The 21,784-nt window shown below is 50.5% G+C and carries 20 protein-coding genes; 18 read left to right on the forward strand and 2 right to left on the reverse strand.

The annotated features are described in order from the left end of the window. Nucleotides 1-31: 31 nt before the first annotated feature. From P1U47_RS00885 to P1U47_RS00960, 16 genes are all read left to right on the forward strand, one after another. Nucleotides 32-2,731 (forward strand): polysaccharide pyruvyl transferase family protein, encoded by a 2,700-nt coding sequence (locus P1U47_RS00885; RefSeq protein WP_301026625.1) that lies wholly within the window; start codon nucleotides 32-34, stop codon nucleotides 2,729-2,731. A 389-nt stretch (nucleotides 2,732-3,120) separates the two neighbouring features. Next, nucleotides 3,121-4,611 carry a flagellin gene (locus P1U47_RS00890; RefSeq protein ID WP_301026626.1) on the forward strand — a complete coding sequence of 497 codons (1,491 nt, stop codon included), beginning with the start codon at nucleotides 3,121-3,123 and terminating at the stop codon, nucleotides 4,609-4,611. A 140-nt stretch (nucleotides 4,612-4,751) separates the two neighbouring features. Continuing rightward, nucleotides 4,752-5,294: a flagellar protein FlaG gene (locus P1U47_RS00895; RefSeq protein WP_301026627.1), complete on the forward strand. Its 543-nt coding sequence runs from the start codon at nucleotides 4,752-4,754 to the stop codon at nucleotides 5,292-5,294. A gap of 149 nt (nucleotides 5,295-5,443) precedes the next feature. After that, complete coding sequence (gene fliD, locus P1U47_RS00900) at nucleotides 5,444-6,799, forward strand: flagellar filament capping protein FliD (protein WP_301026628.1); 1,356 nt, start codon at nucleotides 5,444-5,446, stop codon at nucleotides 6,797-6,799. Nucleotides 6,800-6,934: 135 nt separating this feature from the next. Next, nucleotides 6,935-7,363: a flagellar export chaperone FliS gene (gene fliS, locus P1U47_RS00905; protein ID WP_301026630.1), complete on the forward strand. Its 429-nt coding sequence runs from the start codon at nucleotides 6,935-6,937 to the stop codon at nucleotides 7,361-7,363. A 94-nt stretch (nucleotides 7,364-7,457) separates the two neighbouring features. Further along, entirely contained in the window at nucleotides 7,458-7,808 is a 351-nt protein-coding gene (locus tag P1U47_RS00910) for a flagellar protein FliT (RefSeq protein ID WP_301026631.1), read from the forward strand. Nucleotides 7,809-8,268: 460 nt separating this feature from the next. Continuing rightward, complete coding sequence (locus P1U47_RS00915; protein ID WP_366943103.1) at nucleotides 8,269-9,303, forward strand: sigma-54 dependent transcriptional regulator; 1,035 nt, start codon at nucleotides 8,269-8,271, stop codon at nucleotides 9,301-9,303. A 342-nt stretch (nucleotides 9,304-9,645) separates the two neighbouring features. After that, nucleotides 9,646-9,828, forward strand: coding sequence for a hypothetical protein (locus P1U47_RS00920; protein ID WP_301026633.1), 183 nt, complete (start codon nucleotides 9,646-9,648; stop codon nucleotides 9,826-9,828). Beyond that, complete coding sequence (locus tag P1U47_RS00925) at nucleotides 9,821-10,810, forward strand: sigma-54 dependent transcriptional regulator (RefSeq protein WP_301026634.1); 990 nt, start codon at nucleotides 9,821-9,823, stop codon at nucleotides 10,808-10,810. The genes P1U47_RS00920 and P1U47_RS00925 overlap by 8 nt, the downstream gene beginning before the upstream one ends. A 12-nt stretch (nucleotides 10,811-10,822) precedes the next feature. Next, nucleotides 10,823-11,167, forward strand: a complete 345-nt coding sequence (gene fliE / locus P1U47_RS00930) for a flagellar hook-basal body complex protein FliE (RefSeq protein ID WP_301026635.1) — start codon at nucleotides 10,823-10,825, stop codon at nucleotides 11,165-11,167. 87 nt (nucleotides 11,168-11,254) lie between these two features. Then, the gene (gene fliF, locus P1U47_RS00935) at nucleotides 11,255-12,910 is read left to right on the forward strand and encodes a flagellar basal-body MS-ring/collar protein FliF (RefSeq protein WP_301026636.1); all 1,656 of its coding nucleotides are present in this window, start codon (nucleotides 11,255-11,257) and stop codon (nucleotides 12,908-12,910) included. Nucleotide 12,911: 1 nt separating this feature from the next. After that, nucleotides 12,912-13,919 (forward strand): flagellar motor switch protein FliG, encoded by a 1,008-nt coding sequence (fliG, locus tag P1U47_RS00940; protein WP_301026637.1) that lies wholly within the window; start codon nucleotides 12,912-12,914, stop codon nucleotides 13,917-13,919. A 46-nt stretch (nucleotides 13,920-13,965) separates the two neighbouring features. Continuing rightward, a complete protein-coding gene (locus tag P1U47_RS00945; RefSeq protein ID WP_301026638.1) occupies nucleotides 13,966-14,754 on the forward strand; it encodes a FliH/SctL family protein in 789 nt (262 codons plus the stop codon). A 38-nt stretch (nucleotides 14,755-14,792) separates the two neighbouring features. Beyond that, the gene (fliI, locus tag P1U47_RS00950; protein ID WP_301026863.1) at nucleotides 14,793-16,094 is read left to right on the forward strand and encodes a flagellar protein export ATPase FliI; all 1,302 of its coding nucleotides are present in this window, start codon (nucleotides 14,793-14,795) and stop codon (nucleotides 16,092-16,094) included. A gap of 15 nt (nucleotides 16,095-16,109) precedes the next feature. Continuing rightward, nucleotides 16,110-16,571 (forward strand): flagellar export protein FliJ, encoded by a 462-nt coding sequence (gene fliJ, locus P1U47_RS00955; protein ID WP_301026639.1) that lies wholly within the window; start codon nucleotides 16,110-16,112, stop codon nucleotides 16,569-16,571. Nucleotides 16,572-16,649: 78 nt separating this feature from the next. After that, nucleotides 16,650-17,894 (forward strand): flagellar hook-length control protein FliK, encoded by a 1,245-nt coding sequence (locus P1U47_RS00960; protein WP_301026640.1) that lies wholly within the window; start codon nucleotides 16,650-16,652, stop codon nucleotides 17,892-17,894. Between the two features lie 86 nt (nucleotides 17,895-17,980). Here the strand turns inward: P1U47_RS00960 and P1U47_RS00965 are convergent, their stop codons facing one another. After that, entirely contained in the window at nucleotides 17,981-19,123 is a 1,143-nt protein-coding gene (locus P1U47_RS00965) for an acyl-CoA dehydrogenase family protein (protein ID WP_301026864.1), read from the reverse strand. A gap of 133 nt (nucleotides 19,124-19,256) precedes the next feature. Here P1U47_RS00965 and P1U47_RS00970 point away from each other — a divergent pair, with 133 nt between their 5' ends. Beyond that, nucleotides 19,257-19,676, forward strand: coding sequence for a hotdog fold thioesterase (locus P1U47_RS00970; protein WP_301026641.1), 420 nt, complete (start codon nucleotides 19,257-19,259; stop codon nucleotides 19,674-19,676). A gap of 228 nt (nucleotides 19,677-19,904) precedes the next feature. Further along, on the forward strand, nucleotides 19,905-20,600 hold the full coding sequence (gene trmH / locus P1U47_RS00975) for a tRNA (guanosine(18)-2'-O)-methyltransferase TrmH (protein ID WP_301026642.1): 696 nt from the start codon (nucleotides 19,905-19,907) through the stop codon (nucleotides 20,598-20,600). 123 nt (nucleotides 20,601-20,723) lie between these two features. Here the strand turns inward: trmH and P1U47_RS00980 are convergent, their stop codons facing one another. Further along, a complete protein-coding gene (locus P1U47_RS00980; RefSeq protein ID WP_301026643.1) occupies nucleotides 20,724-21,608 on the reverse strand; it encodes a LysR family transcriptional regulator in 885 nt (294 codons plus the stop codon). Nucleotides 21,609-21,784: the final 176 nt, after the last annotated feature.

The following is a 21,784-nucleotide window of genomic DNA, read 5'->3' on the forward strand; positions in this document are numbered from 1 at the left end:
TCCCACTCAATAAAAAACTCAGGAATCACCAGTGAGTAAAAAGCCCAAAAAATCTGGTAAAAAAAGCATCAAGAACGCAGTCGTTCTCCCCCCCGAGCTCCAATCAGTTTTTAACCAAGCCCTCGCCCAACACCAACAAGGCCAGCTACAACAGGCAGTCGACGGCTACAGCCAAGTGCTAAGCCATGAACCTAATCACGCTGATTCATTGCACCTTGTGGGTCTGGTCTTCCAAAGTAGCGGTGATCTTTACCAGGCTAAGGAGTTTATAAGTCGCGCAATTGAACTAAAGCCTAACGTCGCCGGTTATCACTACAATTTTGGCGTAGTGCTGCAGGGTCTTGATCAGCACAGCGAGGCAGTTGATGCCTACCGCGCTGAAATCCGCTTAAATCCTAATAACGCCAAGGCCTATGAAAATCTGGGGGTGGCCTTACAGGACCTCGATAATTTGAAAGCGGCATTGCCGGCCTATCAGCAAGCGTTGGCGCTAAATCATAAGTCTTTAATCGCTCTAACTAATCTCGGTACCCTATATTTCAAAAATGGCAAAACTGTTGAGTCGCTAAACTGTTTTGATAAGGCTTTAGTATTAAACCCTGCCGATCCTGAATTACATATGAAGCGCTCGGGTAGTCTTTTGCGTATGGGCCAGTGGGCAGAAGGCTGGCAGGAATACCGCTGGCGTTTCAATGCGCCAACATTTCTGGAAGCAAACCCAGTTCGCTCCTTTGGCTTGCTGCATGCTGAAATGGATGCAATCGCTAATCAACGCGTTTTAATTAGTTGTGAGCAAGGCCTCGGCGACGAAGTGATGTTTGCCTCTTGTGTCAACGATGTCATTGAACGAGCAAAGGAATGTACCGTAGAGTGTGATCCCCGCGTAGTGCCGATGTTCTCTCGCTCATTTCCCAAGGCAAAGGTGGTTGCTAAAAATGACTTTGTTGCCAATAAATTAGATAGCCATATACCCGCAGGTGATTTGCCATACTATTTTCGGAATATTGACTCGGACTTTAAAGGCGCGGCCTATTTATTTGCCAACGCTGAGGCGCGAGGTGTTTGGCGTGGACGCCTTGCTACTTTGCCACAACCTCTGAGCATTGGTTTTTCATGGCGCGGCGGTGCCGAAACGCGGGCAGTCGCCGCACGGAGTATTGATCTTAAATATTGGAAGCCTCTGTTTAAGTCGGTAAATGCGAATTTTGTGAATCTACAGTACCGGACGAGCCCCTATGAACTTACAGAGCTAAACGAAATAGCCGGTGAATCCCTATGTCATTTCGACGATCTAGATACCTTTGGTGATATAGAGGGATTGGCTGCACTGATTTCAGAATTAGATTTGGTTATCTCAGCAGACAATGCCACAGTCCATCTGGCTGGCGCGCTAGGGGTGCCAGTGTGGATATTGCTACCCGAAGGCCCAGAGCGGCGCTGGACCGATGGCCGAGATGATAGTGTTTGGTATGATTCTGCGCGAATATTTCGTAGTTCGGTGACAGGGAGCATGGGTTGGCCTAAGGTTTTTAAATGTATTATTGAAAAACTCAATAATTTTCAGCCAATAGTTTTAAGGGATATTGATGTTGCTGGGCAAATGCCAGAAGCGCTGCACTCAGTTTCGCAAAATGGCTGCTCTGGTAAACGCGCAGTACTTTTAAATGATACTTCTGATTGGTATCACTGGGGATGCAGCGGCACCAGTCATGCCGTTCACTCGGCCTTGCGTGAAAGAAATTACTCGGTGCGGGGTATTCCTATTGCGCAAACCTGCCGACTTGAGGGGTTGCCGATCAGTGCTGCTGACTTTGAGCTTGACGAGGTTTATACAAACTTCCGCACTTTAAATTCGACGCTATGTGATGAGCTTAACGCTGCCGACGTTGTTGTAATTAATGGTGAGGGTAGCTTACACGGTCAAAATGCGACTTCGATAGGTTTACTCTACTTAGCGCATATCGCTAAAACACGTCACAACAAGCCGGTACACATTATTAATCACTCCTGCTACCCAGATGAGGGCGTAGGAAATAAAGAATCACCTATTTCTGGTCTGTATGCGCTGGTGTATCAGGAGCTGGATTTTATTGCGATTCGTGAAGGAGTTAGTTTTAGGCAGGTGCGTGAGTTGGGGGTCGAGTGCGAGCAATCGTTTGACTGCTTGCCACTCTTTATAGAAGCCTCAGGTATCGCGCAAAACAATTTAAGCGGTGATGGGCCAATAGTACTGGCGGGTTCGGTGGTTTGGCAGCGTAGCATGGGCGCTGAAATAGTCGATTTCATTAAAACGCTACACGAGCGTGGCCACCGAGTGCAATTGCTTGTGGGAGCAAGTGCATACTTGGCAGCTGACGACATTAATTTTGTGCAGTGGATACAGGGGCAGGCACCTGGCTGTACAGAGCTTTACTATACCGCGACCGAGGCAGAGTGGTTGTCTGTTATTGCCAACGCCTCGGTGCTGGTATCTGGACGATTCCACCACAGCATTGCGGCGGCTTTTTTGGGTACGCCCTTTGTGGTGTGTGAGAGTAATACGCCGAAAATCGCTGGATTATTGGAAATGCTGGAGATGCCAGTGGCTCTGGCCCAAAACCGTAAGGGTTTAAATAAGCATTTAATGGCAATGGTGGTCGAGCGCGAATCTGAGCCTAGCGCCTTCCTACTTAAAGAAGAGGTGCGGGAAGCACTATTAGTGGCGGCGAGGAATAATTTTTCGAAGTTGTAGCGGATGGTCGTATTTCTTTTGCTGGGATTAATACTTGTACACCGCAGAATGCTTGACGGGAGACGATAGACGCAAAGGCAAGTTAAGCGCTACGCTCCCGACGGAGTCATACCCGCGACGGCGATCATTTTGTGAGCGACAACGAATACAAGTGTCCCCCGTCTAGCATCTAGCGATTCTGTCGTCCATAGGAGCAGCACTTAGCAGCAGAGTCCGACGCCCGACTCCAGGTTTGCTTTTATAAGTATTTACCGCAAAGAGCAAAAAAATCTTAAAGTTCTCCCAAACGCAGCCGTTAATTGGATTGAAAGCAAACTACAGTCACTTTGACTGGTGCTTAATCAAAGACTTAGGTCTTTATACCGCATAGAGTGGAAAGGAGAATTACCATGGCACTTAGCATCAACACCAACGTTGCCTCTTTGAATGCCCAGCGCAATCTGCAAAAGTCGCAAGAAACTTTGAACACTTCGCTGCAGCGCCTTTCTACTGGTCTGCGTATTAATAGCGCGAAAGACGATGCCGCCGGTCTGGCCATCTCGACTCGCTTTACCACCCAAATCAATGGTTTGAACCAAGCGGTTCGTAATGCCAACGACGGTATTTCACTGGCGCAAACCGGTGAGGCCGCGCTGGACGAAATTACCAATAACCTGCAGCGTATCCGTGAATTAGCGGTACAGTCTGCTAACGCGACTAATTCGACCTCTGACCGCGCAGCGCTAAATGCGGAAGTGTCTCAGCGCTTAGCTGAAATCGACCGGATCGGCGGTCAGACTAGCTTTAACGGCCAGAAAATTCTCGATGGTACATTCGGTAATGCTGCCTTCCAAGTTGGTGCGAATGTTGGCGAAACCATTAACGTAAACTTGAGCACAGGTGTGAAAGCCACCCAGATTGGTCAAATTGCAACTGGTACTAGTCTGCAGGTTTTAGGCCGGGATACATCTGCGGCTCTTACGCAAGGTGGTCTATCTATAACGCTAGGTACGGGTAGTGCGACGACAGTTGGTGCTAGCGTAGCTGGTACTGTGACTGGTGGCACAAACGGTGGGCAAGCTGCATCTAGTGCTTTCGCTAAAGCGGCAGCCATTAATTCCTCCGGTATTGAAGGCTTGACAGCGACGGCGACAACTACTACAGATCTCGCTTTTACAGCTGTTGCGGCAACAACAGGTAGCTATGATCTCGCTATCAATGGAACGACCATCTTTTCTGGAGCCTCCGCGGGCTATACAGCGCAACAAACGGCAGATGCTATAAATCAGCAAGCTGGAACAACAGGAGTTAGAGCAAGTAATAACGCTGGTGTGCTAACCCTGACAGCTGAAGATGGTAGCAATATCGAAATTGTGCAGACTAGCGGTGTCGATGGTGAAGGTTTTGACGATACTGATGTTCAATATGATGGTACCGCCTCAGATTATAGTGGCACATCTGCGACTACACATGTATATGGCGGCACGTTGACACTTTCAGCTGCTGAAAATATCGTTTTGTCTGGGGAGACCACGGCCATCGGTTTTGATTCTGCTGATGCAGATGTCACCATTACTCTTGACACAACCACATTGTCATCTGTCGGTGTTGATACTGTTGCTAACTCAAACGATGCCATACAACGTGTGGATGCTGCTCTAAAAACCATCAGTTCTCTACGCAGCGACTTCGGTGCGGTGCAAAACCGCTTCGAGTCTACGATCACTAACTTGCAGACAATTTCTGAGAACTTGTCAGCATCACGTGGTCGGATATTGGACGCTGACTTTGCGGCTGAAACTGCCAACCTAACCAAGGCGCAGATTCTGCAACAGGCAGGCACCGCGATCTTGGCCCAGGCCAATGCATTACCACAGGCCGCTCTGAGTCTGCTGCAGTAATTCGCAGCCCGCTAGCACCCGCGCCCATCGGGCGCGGGAATTAACGGCCCAGACAGGGAGTTAACGGGAAAGACGACGGGGCCTAAAGGCTCTGTTCGTGTTTCTGGTATAACTGTTTGATCGGGTGAGTAGGTTACATTATGGATACGAGCTTATCATTACAATCGGTAGCACCTAGCTACCCCAAGCCCGCGGCAAAGAGTGCTGGGGCGGCGGGCGCAGCTACCCAAAATTTAAGCCCAGCGGTGAGCGCAAATGCCGGTGCGGCAAATCAATCAGGCGGCAGGTTTGTGCCGGTGCCGGGTGGCAAGGCATTGCCGACTACCTCTAATTCTTCCCAAGCGGCGCCCAGCCGCACGGCACAAGATGCGGCAAAGGCACGGGGCGAAGAGGCCAAACCGTCTTCTGAGCTTAGCCGTTTGGCGGTGGCCTTGGTGGCAGAGTTTGACTCTACGAGCAATATTGAGAAAACCGCCCAAGCAGTAGCTAAACTCAATGAAGTCCTTAAAGACCGTGAGCGCGACCTAGAGTTTTCGGTAGACGATACCACTGGCCGGACTATACTCAAGGTAATACACGCCGAGACGGGTGAAGTAATACGGCAAATTCCGCCGGAAGAATTATTGAATATTGCCCGCACCTTTATTGAAGGCACCGGCAGTTTAATTGAAGATCAAGCTTAATTGGCGTGTAACGTGCATTGTTAAGTTTGAATGGCTAAATCGTTCACGCTTTTGCGTGGCAGAGTAACAACAGGCCATTAGGGTTTGCAGGGGTGCTATTTTAGCCTTTGTAAAGAATTTGGTCGCGCACCTCGGGTGCAGGAGACAGTATGGCATCGGTAACAGCATCAGGTATTGGATCAGGGCTGGATATCACGAGTATTGTCTCGCAGCTAGTTAACGCGGAACGCGCCCCCCAAGAAAATCGCTTAGCCTCTAAAGAAGCCCTTATTCAGGCCCGTTTGTCGGCCTATGGCTCGCTAAAATCGGCATTGTCTACTTTTCAGTCTAGCCTGAGTTCCTTGAAAAATGCCGAAACCTTCACCAAACGGTCGGCTACCTCCTCTGATACGGCGGTTTTTACTGCAACGAGCACGGCAGCAGCTGCCGCGGGCACGTACTCTGTACAAGTAGAGCAATTGGCAACCAAACACAAAGTTGCTACTGATACAGGCTATGCAGATAGCGCTGCTGTGGTTGGTAGTGGCGACCTAAATTTTACCCAGAATGGCGAATCGTTTTCGGTAACTATAGGTGCTGCAAATACGCTTGCTGATATTCGCGATGCGGTTAATGGCGCTGAGGGTAACACTGGGGTAACGGCGAGTATTGTCACCGATCAAGACGGCGCTCACTTAGTGTTCTCGTCAAGCAAAAGTGGTTTGGATAATGCTGTTAACGTGGTTGGCACCGGCGATTTACTCGCTGTTACGTCTGATTTAGTAGAAAAAGCACCAGCGCTGGACTCTAAAATTATTGTTGACGGTTTTACCCAAACCAGCGCCAATCTTAAGTTTGAAGGCATGATCGAAGGCGTAACCATCGATCTGAAAACCGCCAAGCCCGGCGAGAGCCTGAGCTTAGCGGTGAAGCTCGATACTGCCTCGGTGAAAAAAAGCATCGAAGGTTTTGTTACCAGCTATAATACGCTAATCACCACCTTAAATGATTTAACTGCTTTTGATGCAGAGGCTAATACCGCTGGCTTATTACAGGGCGACTCTGCCACCCGCACAGTTGCCAATCGTATTCGTCAAGAAATGGGTACGATTGTTGGTGGCTTGGGGGTGGAGTTAGATTCCTTGGCCGAGCTAGGTATTACTACTGGCGACAAAGGCAAAATTAAAATAGATGCTGCCAAGCTTAGCTCGGTACTGGACACTGATTTTGCCAATATCGCTGGGGTGTTTTCTGGTGACAAGGGTTACGCCACACGCCTAGATTCGGTGATAGGTAATATCACCGCTGGTGGCGGTATTTTAGACAACCGCACCGAAGGCCTGAAAAAGCAGGTTGAGCGGATTGCAGAACAACGCGAAACATTGAATCGGCGCGTGGCGTCGATTGAGGCTCGTTATCAGGCGCAGTTTTCGGCCTTGGATACTTTGTTGGGCCAACTAAATAGCACGGGTACATTTTTAACCCAGCAGTTGGATAATTTACCGGGCGCCGTGTTTAAGAAGTAAGTGATGTTTTTGTAGCGATGCAAGTAGGTATTTTCCACCGTAAATCGCTGTAAATAAAAGCAAAAATAGCTAAAGAAAAGCCATGAAAAGCCGTCAATTAGGGTAGGCATACAGAGCTTACCAAGAGGAAAAACAATGAGCTATTCAGCAGGTAGAGCGACCCAGGCATACGCATCCGTTGGCGCCCAATCTCAGGTGTCGGCCGCGAGTCCGCACCGTTTAATACAATTGCTAATGGATGGGGCTTTAGACCGTTTATCCGTGGCCAAGGGATATATGCAGCGCAAAGACGTGCAGCGTAAGATTGTTGCGATAGATCGGATTATGTCGATTGTCGACGGTTTGCGGATGAGTTTAGATCACAGCGTGAACGCTGAGATGACCGAAAATCTTGAAAATCTCTACGATTATATGAATCGCCGGCTGCTATTGGCCAATATTAATAATGATGAAGATGCCTTGGATGAGGTCGCGTCGCTACTTAAAGAGCTAAAAGAGGCGTGGGATGCAATCCCCATGGCGGCGAGCGAAGCTACTGCAAATTATCAGGCAGAGACGGTGTAGAATCAGTTATTGAAATACTCTGGGCGGGCTAAAGCGGCCCGCCGTGCTCGATTTGTGCTGTGCGGGTGCGATACCGCTAACAATTAGGTGATTGATGAATATTGATATGCTGCGGAATTCTGAGGTGCTAGGTGCCCGTCAACGGCAGCTTCGTGACATCTTATTGATTAGTGAAAGTATTCAGGAGCTGGCCAACAATAACGACTGGGCTGAGGCGGTAGCGCAACAAACTCGCCGTCGCGCTTTAATGGATGTGTTTTTTAGCCAAGAATGCTCGCCTTCAGAGAGCCAGCAAGTGGCCGAGGTTATTGAGGCCATCTTGGTAATAGATCAAAACGTAGCTGACGTTTTATACCGGCAGCGCAGCGCAATGCTAACCGATGCCAACCAATCCCGCCAAAATGTTCGCAATGTAGATGCCTATTTAACGCACAGCCTCGCGTAGAACCTATTCTTTAGTCTTAATACTGCCTTATTCGGCACCGCTAAATCAGTGTCTTGAACTGCGTGGTTTTATGCCCTGTGCTAGGGGAGTGATTGCTCTTAATGCGGCGTTTTCTTAAAAAATGCTTGCGCAATCAAGGGCTTAAATTTATCATTCTGACTATATTGATTAGTGGTAGGGTGTTGTTTTTTAATACGAGTGTAGCCCTTAATTAAGCGGGAATACTGGGTGGTTGATGCTTGACGACCTGGGGCTTTCCCGTATTCCTTCCACTGAGCCACTTCCGCATCATAACGAGCATACTATTTTCATTTTTTGCTTCGTTAATTTTGTATTTGTCATATTGCACTGCTATACAAATACAATGCTTGTGAAAAGGTTCAGGGACGTCATGACCGCTTCCGCACAAAAAAAAGATAATTTGATTCCAAGTAGGTGTTTTATCGCTGTTCCTAAAGTGATGGAGTCTGAACCCATGCAAGCCCTTGATGAGCTAATAAATCAGGTTTCGGGTTTCAATACATTGGTTCTAATTCGGGGTGAATCCGGCAGCGGCAAAGAAGTGGTTGCCCGCCGGATTCATGCTTCGTCGTCGCGCGCTACTAAGCCATTTGTGCCGGTAAACTGCGGCGCTATTCCTGCCGATTTATTAGAAAGTGAATTGTTTGGCCATGAGAAGGGCGCTTTTACTGGTGCGGTCGCAACCCGCAAGGGCCGCTTTGAGATGGCTGAAGGCGGCACCCTCTTTTTGGACGAAATAGGCGATATGAGCCTGCCAATGCAGGTAAAATTGTTGCGAGTTTTACAAGAGCGTTGTTTTGAACGGGTTGGCAGTAACGACACCCAGTATTGCGATGTTCGTATTTTAGCGGCGACCCACCGCAATTTAGACGATATGGTGATTGATGGCAGCTTCCGCCAAGACCTGTTTTATCGTTTAGATGTATTTCCCATCGACGTGCCTGCATTGCGAGATCATCCCCAAGATATTTCGGCGTTGATGAGCTTGTTTATGTCTAAGCTCGAAGCTAAGGGCATGATTCCCCCAAAATTTTCTAGCAGTGCCATGCGCGCTTTGCAGCAATATCCTTGGCCAGGCAATGTTCGCGAACTGGAAAATTTAATGGAGCGCTTGGCCATTACCCACAGCACCAAGCTGGTTAAGGCGCAGGATCTACCGTCTAAATACCAAACACTTGGGGTTGTAGATGCTGATCTAGAGCCCAATCGCGATGATCAAGATGCTTTGATGGCATCGCTCACGGCCTATCATGCCGATGACGATGATGTCGCATTAGAATTACCTAATGCGGGTGGGCGGCCGCCACTGCCAGACGAAGGTATTGATCTTAAAAGTTACCTACTTGAGATTGAGCAATGGTTTATTAGCGAGGCCTTGCGCAAAGAAGACGGCGTGATTACCCGCGCCGCTCAACTCTTGGGTTTGCAGCGGACTACGCTTGCCGAGAAAATGAAAAAGCTTGGGGTGTCGTAGTGCCGCTACATGCTGAACGGGAGACCATCCTATCGTCTCCCATCAAGCGTTATGCAAGCCCACGTCCGATACGATTAAGATATTCGCTTAGCTCACAGATACCGGCTTTCGGGGGTATAACTCCCTAGGATGGATGCGCCTTTGCGTCTCCCATTTCCCGTCAAGCGCTATGCTAGCCCACGTCCGACCACTCTTACTCCCTCGCTCCGCCAAAATTCTATCGCCAAAAAAATGGCTATTTCTCCTGTTGAGCATCTAACTTACTGTATTTAAACAATTTATTGTTGTGGCACAGTGTTTGCAAACTCAATGCAAAAGCAGTTAAAAAGAGAGTTAGTGCCAATGATTAAGCGTAGCGATACTGACCATCATAGTGAGAACCGCAAATCCCTAACGGCAGATTATTACCGCGACCTGTGTCGCCGAGAGCTGGCGCTGAGCGGGCAGCAATTACGTGGCATTTTGGCGGGCCTAGGTAAAGTGGCTACTAGTGGTATGCCAGCGGGAGGTGCGCGTCATGACTGAGTTAATTGTGGCAGATACGGCTTCTAAAGCGGTAAAGGATATGGCAACGCGGGTGGCATTAACCGATGCCACGGTGTTAATAAGCGGCCAGAGCGGCGCGGGTAAAGAGGTGTATGCCCGCTATATTCATGCAAACTCTCATCGTAGCAGCGGCCCGTTTGTGGCCTTGAACTGCGCGGCGATTCCCGAAAATATGTTGGAAGCAATGTTGTTTGGCTATGAGAAGGGGGCGTTTACCGGCGCTATTAATAGCCACGCCGGTAAATTTGAGCAGGCGCAGGGCGGCACTTTGCTGCTAGATGAAATTTCGGAAATGGAGCTTGGCTTGCAGGCCAAGTTGTTGCGTGTACTTCAAGAGCGCGAGTTAGAGCGTTTGGGCAGCCGTAAAACTTTAAATTTGAATGTGCGGGTGATTGCCACCAGCAACCGTGATTTACGCGAAGTGGTGCGAGCCGGCATGTTTCGTGAAGATTTGTTTTACCGCTTGAATGTATTCCCTTTGCATATTCCTGAGCTAGCGGCGCGGCGTGGTGATATTTTGCCCCTAGCGCTGAGTTTTTTAGCCCGCGACAGCAGCGTTCGCTGCGCTGAAAAAGTACTCACCGAGGACGCGCTTGAAAAGCTGATGCACTACCGCTGGCCAGGCAATGTTCGTGAACTGGATAACGTTATTCAACGCGCCTTAATTTTACGTCAGACCGATGAAATTACCGATCGTGACATTCAATTTGAAACGGGAATGAGTTTTGTTGGCGAGCAGGTTTATGGGCATGTGATGCCTTCGCGCGACATGGATGACCGCGATTCTAGTGGGGTTAAAGTACTAGACGGCTTTATGCGCGATCAGGAGCGCAGAATGATTAGTGATGCGCTGCGCCTAGGCCGCTCGAAAAAAGAAGCCGCAGAAATTCTTGGTATTAGCCCGCGAACACTGCGCTATAAATTAGCGCGGCTGCGCGAACAAAGTTACATCACGGGTTAAGGGAGAATTATCATGTCAGACGGTATGAAGGTTGATCAGATATTGACCCAAATTCGGGCTCTGCAGGAGCAGACTAGCGTTAGTCGGCCGGGAATGATCGAGGCCGACAGCTTTTCGGTTAACGCCCCCGCCAATGTTAATTTTGGCGCTATGCTTAAGGACTCGATTAATGCAGTGAATAGCACGCAGCAAAGTGCGAGCGCAATGTCTGCGGCGTTTGAGCGCGGTGATCGCGACGTGAGTTTGGCCGAGGTTATGGTAAATCTGCAAAAATCTGACGTTGCGTTTAAGGCGGTGGTTGAGGTTCGCAATAAATTTGTGGATGCGTACCAAGAAGTAATGCGGATGTCGATGTAATGGCTTTATTAGATGGTGCGCCATGTCATTTGCTGAATCACATTGTGCGTTTGGTGCTACAGTTTGTGTTGAGGGTGGATAATCATAATGGCTGAAGCAAAAAGCAATCCGCTGACGAGTTTACTCGCTGACCTCGCAAAAAATGATGTGTTGCGTCAGTTATTGATTTTGGTGGGTATTGCCGCCAGCGTGGCAATTGGGGTGGCGGCGGTAATGTGGTCGCAGGGCACTGATTACCGTACTTTGTACGCCAATGTTGCACCTGAGCGCGCTGCGGGTGTGATAGATGCGCTAACCGCTGCGGGTATCCCCTATAAAATTCAGGAGCCAACTGGCTCTATTATGGTTCCCTCAGAGAATATTCACGACGCGCGAATTAAATTGGCGGGTCAAGGCGTGATGCGCGACGGCACTGGTATGGCCATTCTGGAGCAGGAGCAGGGTTTTGGTGTTAGTGAATTTATGCAGTCTAAGAAGTATCACTACGCCTTAGAGCAGGAGTTGGCGAGCACCATAGAAAGTATGCATCAGGTGCGTAAAGCGCGGGTGCATTTAGCCATTCCTAAGCAGTCGGTGTTTGTGCGTGATCGCAAGCCCGCTAGTGCGTCGATAATGTTAGATGTTTTTCCTGGTAGCACTATCGATAAGCAAAATGTGAATGCCATTATGAATTTGGTGGCATCGAGTATTACCGGGTTGGCGCCAGAGCAGGTAACCGTTGTTGACCAACAGGGCAACCAGTTGTCTGAGCAGGGCGACAAAGACGATTTGGGTTTGAGTTCGCGTCAGTTTAGCTACCGTCAGCGCATAGAAAGCGCCTATGAAGACAGCATAGAAGATTTACTTCGTCCTCTTGCCGATGCTGGCCGAGTGCGAGTTAAGGTTTCGGCAGATGTCGATTTTTCTACTGGCGAAGAAAGCCGCGAGAGCTGGAACCCCGAGCGCCAAGTGGTGCGTAGCGAACAAATTAATGAACAGGGCCGCGCTGCAGTGGGTAATGCTGGCGCAAAAGGTATTCCCGGCGCACTGACCAACGAGCCACCGAGTATTGGTGGTCAAAGCACAGAAGGTAGTCTTGGCGACGGCGGTGGTAGCCGTTCTATTGTTCGTAATTATGAAATTGGACGGGTGTTGAATCACACCACTACCCCCACGGGATTAATTAAGAAATTGTCGGTGGCTGTGGTGGTGGCAAATCGCAGTACCCCAGTTGAAGGTGGTGAACCCACGGTGGTAGAAATTAGTGCTGCGGAACTGGAGAAGTTAAACCTACTAGTACGCGACGCCATTGGCTTTGATGCTGATCGCGGAGATCGTGTTACCGTGGTGTCTGCCGACTTTCAACCGCAAAATAGCTTTGACGATGACATGTCGGCACCGGGCTTTTGGGAGCAACCTTGGTTTGCAAATTTGATCAGGCAGTCTTTTGCGGGACTGGCCGTGCTTATTATTGTGTTTGCGGTGCTTAAACCTGGTATGCGCAGCTTGATGCATAGCAATAGCGCGAGCGCTGGCCCAGCGGGAGCACTGCCGGCTGGCGCTGAAGTAGACGGCGTAACCGGTGAGGTTTTACACCCCGCAATTGCCGCCTTAGGCGGGCCACAAATGGCGCCGCCGCAGTTGGGTGGCCGTATGGGTTTTGAAGAGAAAATGACAGAAGTGCGTTCGGTGGTGAATGAAAGCCCCGAGCGTGTTGCGCAGGTCATGAAAAAATGGGTGTCGGAAGAACATGGTAAATCCTAATATGGCAGCAAGTTCGGGTGGTAGCGGCAGCGAAAAAGCGGCTTTATTTCTTTTGATGCTGGGCGAAGAGCAAGCGGCTAAAGTCCTTAAGTTTGTCGACCCCCATGAGGTTGAGCTGATTGGCACCGCGATGGCGGCTATTCGCAGTGTTGATAATGAGCGCGCAGAGGCTGTGGTAGATGATTTTAGAATGGCAATGCAATCAGAAACCTCTTTAGGGGTTGGCGTGCATGGCTATGTGCGCAAGCTGTTTACCTCTACCTTGGGCGAGCAAAAGGGCGCGACCCTCGCGGATCGTGTGCTTGGCGATGAAGAGTCTCAAGAGATGAATTCATTGCGCTGGCTTGAGCCAGATGCGCTGCTGCACATGTTAAAAGATGAGCATCCCCAGCTTATTGCCATCACCATGGCGCATATGGATCAGGAACAGGCGGGTGCGGTGCTAAAGCAAATGGCGCCCGACTTACAAGACGATATTGTGATGCGTATAGCCAATATGCAGACCATACCCCAAGCCGCAATGCGTCAGTTGCAGGCAGTGTTAAAGAAAAAACTGTCGGTAACCACTACCTTTAAAAATCGCAAAATAGACGGCGCCTTAACCGTGGCCGGCATTATGAACGGCTTAGACCCCGAGGCAGAGACGCGAATTTTAGAGTCGGTGGCCAAGAAAAATGAACCGCTGTCGGAGAAGATTCAAGATCTAATGTTCTTGTTCAGCAATCTCATCAATATTTCTGACAAGGGCATTCAGTTACTGCTGCGCGAAGTGAGTTCCGATATTTTGCCAATGGCACTGAAAGGCGCCGATCAAGCCGTGCGCGACAAAATTATGGGCAATATGTCCAAGCGTGCTCGTGAAATGTTAATTGAAGACATGGACGCTCGCGGGCCAATGAAACTAAGCGATGTTGAAGCAGCGCAAAAAGATATTCTCGCGGTTGCCAGAAAATTGGCGGATGCGGGGCAGATCGACTTGGGTCGCGGTGGCAGCGACGATTACGTGTAAAGTAGCAGCATAATTAAGCAGGTAAATAGAGAGTAAAGAGGCTGTTATGGCGGATGTGTTTCAGGTGTTTGTGCCACGGGTAATTGAGAATGACAGCGATAGCGATGCACCTGCGGTAGCCGATATTAGTGACAATCCGCAGGGCTACCAAAGCTGGCGGCCTCCTGAGGTCTCTGCGGCCAATGTTCAGCGGCCCCACGCGGCGCCTAAATCGCAAAGCGTTGAGTCGGTGGTGAATGAACCGCACGTGGTTGCAGATGCCACAATTGCTAAAGATGTTTTAGAAGAACAGCGCAAGCAGGCCTATGATGCGGGCTTTCAACAAGGCATGAACGACGCTAAGCAGGAGTCTCAGCGCCTACTGGCCGAGCAAAGCCAGCAACTGCAGCTGGCTATAGCGACGCTGCGTGAACCGCAAAAATGGATCGACAGCGAGCTAGAGCGCGAGCTGTTTTTAATGACGGTGGCGATATCAAAACAATTATTGCGCCATGAGCTGAGTGTGCGGCCCGAACTTATTGAAAGCCTTGTTCACAAAGCCGTTGCAGCACTGCCTTTGAGCGATAGCGGCTTTGAAATTTTTCTAAATCCCGACGATGCTGAGGTGCTGCGCGGTTTACACGAAGACCGTAACGAGCCCTTAGACCCAACTTGGCGATTAATTGAAGATCCCGCAATCAGTCGTGGCGGCTGCCGAATTAATGGCGACCACTCACGTATTGACGAACAGTTAGAGACCCGTATTGAGCATGTGGTGGCCGAAATGCTGGGCGAGACTATGGTGCCTCAGCGCGCAGCTGACGACGATGCTAATGAGCATGGGAATTCGCGGTGAGTAATCATTCTAGCGAGGAGTTGCAACAACGGTTTGCAATGTATCGCCAGCGCCTTAGTGGCGGAAATAAGCCAATTGTAGAAGGCCAGCTCAAACGGGTGGTGGGCACTATGTTAGAGGCCGTGGGTTGTAAGGCGCCGGTAGGCGGCTACTGCCTAGTAGAGGCCGCTGACGGCGATTGGCTGGAAACCGAAGTGGTGGGCTTTGCTGGCGATAAAATCCTGCTTATGCCGACGGGGGAGTTGCGTGGGGTAATGCCCAATGCTCGGGTGATACCTATTGCCAAGGGCTCAGATTTTCCTGTTGGCGACGAATTATTAGGACGGGTGCTCGACGGCGCCGCTAAACCCCTCGACGGCAAAGGTCCTTTACACTGCAAGCAAACCCGCTCAATTAACGGCACGCCGATAAACCCGCTATTGCGCCAACCTATTCGCGAACCCTTAGACGTCGGTGTGCGCTCGATTAATTCCTTACTCACCGTGGGTCGCGGTCAGCGTCTTGGTCTGTTTGCTGGCAGCGGGGTGGGTAAAAGCGTACTGCTGGGCATGATGACCCGCTTCACCGAGGCCGATGTGGTGGTGGTGGCGCTAATTGGTGAGCGAGGTCGCGAGGTAAAGGAGTTCATTGACAGCATTCTTGGCACCGAAGACATGAAGCGGGCGGTGGTCATAGCGACCCCCGCAGATCACCCGCCGCTGATGCGGATGCGCGGCGCATGGCTGGCCACGTCTATTGCTGAGCATTTTCGCGATCAGGGCAAGCAAGTGTTATTACTAATGGATTCACTTACCCGTTTCGCGCAAGCTCAACGTGAGGTTGCTTTGGCCACTGGCGAGCCTCCGGCCACCAAGGGTTACCCGCCCTCGGTGTTTGCTCGCTTGCCGGCACTGGTGGAACGCGCCGGTAATGGTGCGGTTGGCGGTGGCTCGATTACCGCGTTTTACACGGTGTTGGCCGAGGGTGACGACCAAAACGACCCAATTGTGGATTCGGCGCGGGCTATTCTCGACGGCCATATTGTGCTGTCGCGAGCCTTGGCCGATGCCGGTCATTTTCCGGCGATTGATGTTGAGCGCTCGGTTAGCCGCGCAATGAACGATATTACCGATAAGAGTCACCAAGAACAGGTGCGTTATTTTCGGCAAATGTACTCGCTCTACCAGCAAAATCGCGATTTGATTACCATTGGCGCCTACCAGCGCGGTAGCGATACTCGTTTGGATCACGCCGTGGCGCTTTGGCCAAACATGGTGAAATTTCTGCAACAGGCCTATGATGAAGCAGAGTCTTTTGACAGTTCGCTTGATCAGCTGAATATTTTGTTAGACGACGCATAAGCTAAAGGAGGCTTTATGAAAAAATCCCAGCGTATGCAAACCGTAAATACTTTGGCCGAGCGCAAGGAACAGGAGCAGGCCAAACGTTTTGCGAAAAGCCAAAAGCACTACGACCATCAACAAAAAAAATATGATGAGTTACAGCAGTATTATCGCGAGTACGCGGATGCCAGTCACAACCAGACTGCCCAAAAATTAGATTTAAGTCGCTTACAAGAAACTCGCCAATTTATGAGCAAACTCGCCAAGGCTATTGCACTGCAAGCCGAAGCCGTTGAGCGCGCCGAGCTTAATCTTAGCAATGAGCGTCAAAACTGGATGGACAGCCGCTGTCGCGCCATGAGTTTAGAAAAGCTGACCGATCGCTACCGCGCGCAGGAACAGCAGCAGCTCAATACCGAAGAACAGCGTCAAGCAGATGACCTCAGCAGTCAGCGTTTTGTGTGGTCGGCCCGTCAGTCCAGCGATATGGCATAGGCCTTGCTCTAATCCTAATATTGCCGGAAATTTGCCTAGGGCCTGCCGGCGCTAATTAATTTATATAGGTTACAGACTATGCCGTCTAGCTCACTGCCCGCGCTGAGTAGCAGCGACGTAAATCAACAGAGCCGCGCTTCTGTAAAGGCGGCAAATTCGAGTGATTCCGCCTCGCAATTGCCCTTTAATCAACTACTTGCCGGTAAAATGGGCGATGCTGCTAATCCTCAATCAACTGCGAACGCAGCGGTAGATACAGACCAAACTCAGGTAGCGGCCAGCGACGCCGACGATGCCGCGAGTGTATTATTGCTCAATGACGCTAATGGCAAGGCCTTGCCGCTTACCGGCAAAGAATTGCCGATTATTACACCGCTAGTAACTGCTGGGAATGAGCTCACTGATGCCGGCGCAGATCTCGACGCAGAAAATGCCCTAGTGAATTGGCAGCAAGTGCAAATCGACTGGTCGCGTACCCAGCTTGGCACTGGTAAAGGTCTTGATGATGCCAGCTTGAGCGCTGGCAATCGCGGCCAGCAGGCGGTAGATCAATTGTTATTGCAGCAGGAAAAACTGCTCCAAGGCGAAAACCAAGCTAAGTCGAATCTGCTCTTGGCTGGTGTTAATAGTCAGGGCTCCCAGGCAGCGCCGGCAGGCGGCTTCGCTGCGGCACTGCAGGGCGCGGTTGCCGCCGGTGAAGGTCTTGGCTTGGCGCAGGCAAAGGGCCAGCAATCCGAAAGTTTTAGTGTAGATGAAGACTTTGCCGACTTGGCGGCCTTGTCGCAATTAAAAGGCACCCTAACTAGCGCCAACGGCGCGGCGCCACGGGCGGCAGTGACTTTAACAATGAATCAGAGTTTGGTCGACAACCCTGCGTGGGGCCAAGCTATGGCGGCACGCATTGGCATGATGATGAATAATGGCGTGCATACCGCAACCATGCAGTTGAACCCTGCCGAACTGGGCAGTATTCATATTCAGTTGTCCATGCACGGCGACAACACCTCGGTGCAGTTTCAAACCCAAAATGGCGACACCAGTGATTTGATTGAGAAAATGTTACCGCGCTTACACAGCGGTCTGGAACAACAGGGTTTGCGCTTGGACGAGGTGAAAATCAGCCACAACCCAAACTTGGGTAACGGCACCGCAGCCAATGGCAATCAGCAGTTTGCTGGCGAGTCTGCGGGGCAGGGTGAGGCTTCGTCGCGAGGTAGTAATTCAGGTTTGGCCAATAGTGGTGGCCACGATGATGAGTTGGCCGCACCACTCGATATGTCGACGCTCGGTGCTAGTAAGCTAGCGGTGGACTATTACGCTTAAGGCTAATCTAGGATAAGAGATATACACAAAAAGGGGCTTAAATAGCCCCTTTAATTTTCCTATTGAAAACGGCTTTGTTGGCCGACTTATTTTAGCAAGTCGCGACCAATTATTAGCTTCATTACCTCGTTTGTACCCGCGTATATGCGCTGTACCCGTGAGTCGGCAAACGCGCGCGCCACGGGGTATTCCCACATAAAGCCGTAACCGCCGTGCAATTGCAGGCACTCATCAACTACTTTGCACTGTAAGTCAGTGGTGAGTAGCTTGGCCTTGGCGGCCATTACAGAATCAAACTTGTGTTCAATATGCAATTCTAGGCAGCGATCAAGGAAGACTCTTGCCGCGCTTACTTGGGTTTCCAGCTCGGCCAGCTTGAACTGGGTGTTTTGGAAAGTGGCCACGGTTTTGCCAAAGGCGTTACGCTCTTTAACGTAGGCAATGGTTTGTTCAAGAATGGATTCCGCGCAGGCAATGGCCAGTATCGACACATTCAGGCGTTCTTGGGGTAGGTCTTGCATCATATAGATGAAGCCCATGCCTTCTTCGCCCAGCAGCTGATCTTTAGACACGCGTACGTCTTGGAAGAACAGCTCAGAGGTGTCTTGAGCCTTAAGGCCGATTTTTTCTAAGTTAGTGCCTTTGCTAAAACCGAGGGTGCCCGCTTCAAGCAAGAATAAACTAATACCCTTGGCGCCGGCGCTAGGGTCGGTTTTGGCAACCACAATCACGAGGTCTGCGAGCTGGCCGTTGGTGATAAAGGTTTTAGAACCGTTAATGATGTAGTCGTCACCGTCTTTAACAGCGGTGGTTTTAATACCTTGTAAATCAGAGCCAGCAGCGGGTTCGGTCATGGCGATGGCCATGATGATTTCACCGGTAACGCATTTAGGCAGGTATTTTTGCTTTTGGGCTTCGCTACCGTAACGCTCAATGTAGGGCACGGCGATGTCTGAGTGTAAGCCCCAGCCAATACCGGTTAGGCCTGAACGGCCACATTCTTCGTCAACAATGGCGTTGTAGCGAAAATCGACGCCAACACCGCCGTATTCTTCGGCAACACTCGGCGAGAGAAAACCCTGCTCTCCAGCTTTGGTCCAGAGCGCGCGATCGACCTGGCCGTCTTTCTCCCACTGGGCGTGGTAGGGCGCGGCTTCGGTTTCTAGAAACTTGCGGACCGAGCCGCGAAACAATTCATGCTCTTCTTCGTAAACAGTTCTTGGGATCATCGCCATGGGGTATCCTCCGAAAGATAAGGTGGTTATTATTCTACCTATGTTAGCACAGTAAACTTGTAATGCCAGTGGATATTTTCTGCTGTAATTTACGGTCTGCTTTCCCCATGTGCTGTTGAGGATTGATATGAGTATTTGGAAAAACACCCTTAGTTTAGACCAAGCGAATGCAACGATGGCTAATACCCTTTGCGAGGTATTGGATATTAAGATTACTGACATTGGCGCCGATTATGTTGCTGGCACCATGCCCGTTGATAAACGCACCCACCAGCCTTTTGGCATCCTCCACGGCGGTGCGTCGGTGGTATTGGCTGAATCGCTGGGCAGCTTCGCGGCTAATTTAGCCTGTGAGTCTGGCTTCGTCTGCGTGGGTTTAGACATTAACGCCAACCACATTCGCTCGGTACGCAGCGGTTTAGTTACCGGTGTAGCCAAAGCCGTGCATGTCGGCCGCCGCACCCAAGTATGGGAAATTCGGATTGCCGATGAAGACGATAACACCGCGTGTGTGTCGCGGCTGACAATGGCGGTGATAGAAGCTTAGTCGGAGGTCGGGTGTCTGACGTCAGACGTGAAAGCACGGCATTGTTAGCGTCTACTGCTGCTGGCTGTGACAGCGTAATGCTTGACGGGAAAGGGGAAGCGCTTAGGCAAAAATCAGTGCGCGGTTTGGTTTTGCGTCTGATGTCTCCCATCTAGCATCTCCCCAGTATTTCCCCGAATGCTTGTGCTGCTGTAAGCTAACGGCCCAATTTATTTTGAGGCCACAACAATGACCGCAGCACGCTTCCAACGCCTGCGTCAGGTTTTAGAATTCCGCCAGCCGGATCTTACGATTGTTACTGACAATGTTCACAAAAGCCGTAATCTCTCGGCGATTGTGCGCACCGCCGATGCGGCGGGTATTGGCGGTATGCATTGTGTTATTCCCGACAAAGACTACAAGGCCTTTCGCGGTACTGCTATGGGTTCGCACAGCTGGGTTAAGGTTGCGCGCGAGACCGATGTAACAGCTGCCTTAACGCCGTTTAAAGCACAGGGTTATCAAGTGTTGGCTGCGCATTTAGGCGAGGGCGCGCTTGATTTTCGCGAGCCGGATTACACGAAACCGACAGTAATTTTGATGGGCGCAGAAAAACTAGGCGTGAGCTCCGCAGGCTGCGAGTTGGCCGACGCATTTATTACCATTCCGATGATGGGTATGGTGCAGTCGTTTAATGTTTCGGTAGCGGCGGGAATAATCTTGGCTGAGGTACAGCGCCAGCGGCAGTTGGCGGGGCTTTACAAGCAGCGTCGTCTCGATGATGAAGTTTATCAGCGCACTTTGTTTGAATGGGCGCAACCGAAGATAAGCGAGTACTGCCGCGCCAATGGTTTGGCATACCCACCTTTAGATGAGGATGGTGAATTGCTCGATGGCTTAGGCTGGCAGTTGGCTGTGCGGGAAGGGCGGGCGTTGGATGTCTGAAATCGTGTTGCGGTATGCTTGACGGAAGATGACAAACGCTAAAGGCGAGTCGGATGTCTGACGTTCAGTAAGCGGCTAAGAACATTCTTTTGCGTCTCCTATCTCCCGTCAAGTATTGCGCGATTACTCTCCCATCTTGCTACACAAATTTATCCAAAATTCGACGGCAGCTTTGTTGTGGCGTTGCTTGGGCAGGGCAAAGTAAAACATTCGTGTCATGTCGCGATTGGCGAGCTTTAAGGGCACTAAATCGCCATTGCGAAAATCATTTTGCAATACCACTTTGGACAGACAGCCTATGCCGAGGCCGGATTCCACGGCGCTTTTTATGGCTTCGTTGTGTTTGAACTCACGGTAAATTTCAATTTCTGGCAGCAGGCCAGTGAGGGCGCGGTCGAAGGTGTGGCGCGCGCCGGAGTCGGGTTCCCGCAAAATCCAACGGGCGGCTTTAATATCGTCGTCATTGAGAATACCTTTTTGCGCCAAGGGGTGGGTGGCACTGCAAAATGCCACTAGCTCGTCCTCCTTCCAAGGGATGAGTTCTAGTTCGCGGTGCTGTACTTCGCGCTCGATCATGCCTACGTCGACCTCGTAATTCAGTACTTTGGCAACCACGTCGGGGGTGTTGGCAGTGTCGAATTGCACGTCAGCGTCGGGGTATTGGTTCAGGTACTCGGCGAGGTAGCGCACCACCAAATGGTTGCCGATGGTAAAACTGGCGCCCACCCGCAGGTGGCCAATTTCGCTGTGGAGCTTGAGGGCGTCGTCAAACTGCTGGCAGTGGGCAAAAAGGGTTTCGGCTTTTTTGCGCAGGGTGTGGCCAATGGCGTTAAGTTTAATCTTGTTGCCTTGGCGGTCGAAGAGGGTGACACCATAGGCTTTTTCCAAGCTTTGCAGGGAGGCGCTGGCGGCTGATTGCGAGAGGTGTAGCTGGTCGGCGGCCTTGGACACGCTTTGAAATTTGGCAACGCTGAGAAAAATCTCTAATTGGCGAATAGTGAAATTCATCGGTATCTGACCTTGGTGATGGCGAATAGTCAGTATCGACAAAATCGATACTGACTATAATAATATCCTGTTTTACTTGTGATAAAAATGCTTTTACTATGGCGCCTTCAGAGTTAAGCGAGCTAGGTAGACCCACGCTTAGTTTAAGACAGGTTTTCGATAAATAATTTGATGAT

Origin of the sequence: Zhongshania sp., assembly GCF_029212375.1 — a bacterium.
In the GTDB taxonomy this organism is placed as follows: Bacteria; Pseudomonadota; Gammaproteobacteria; order Pseudomonadales; family Spongiibacteraceae; genus Spongiibacter.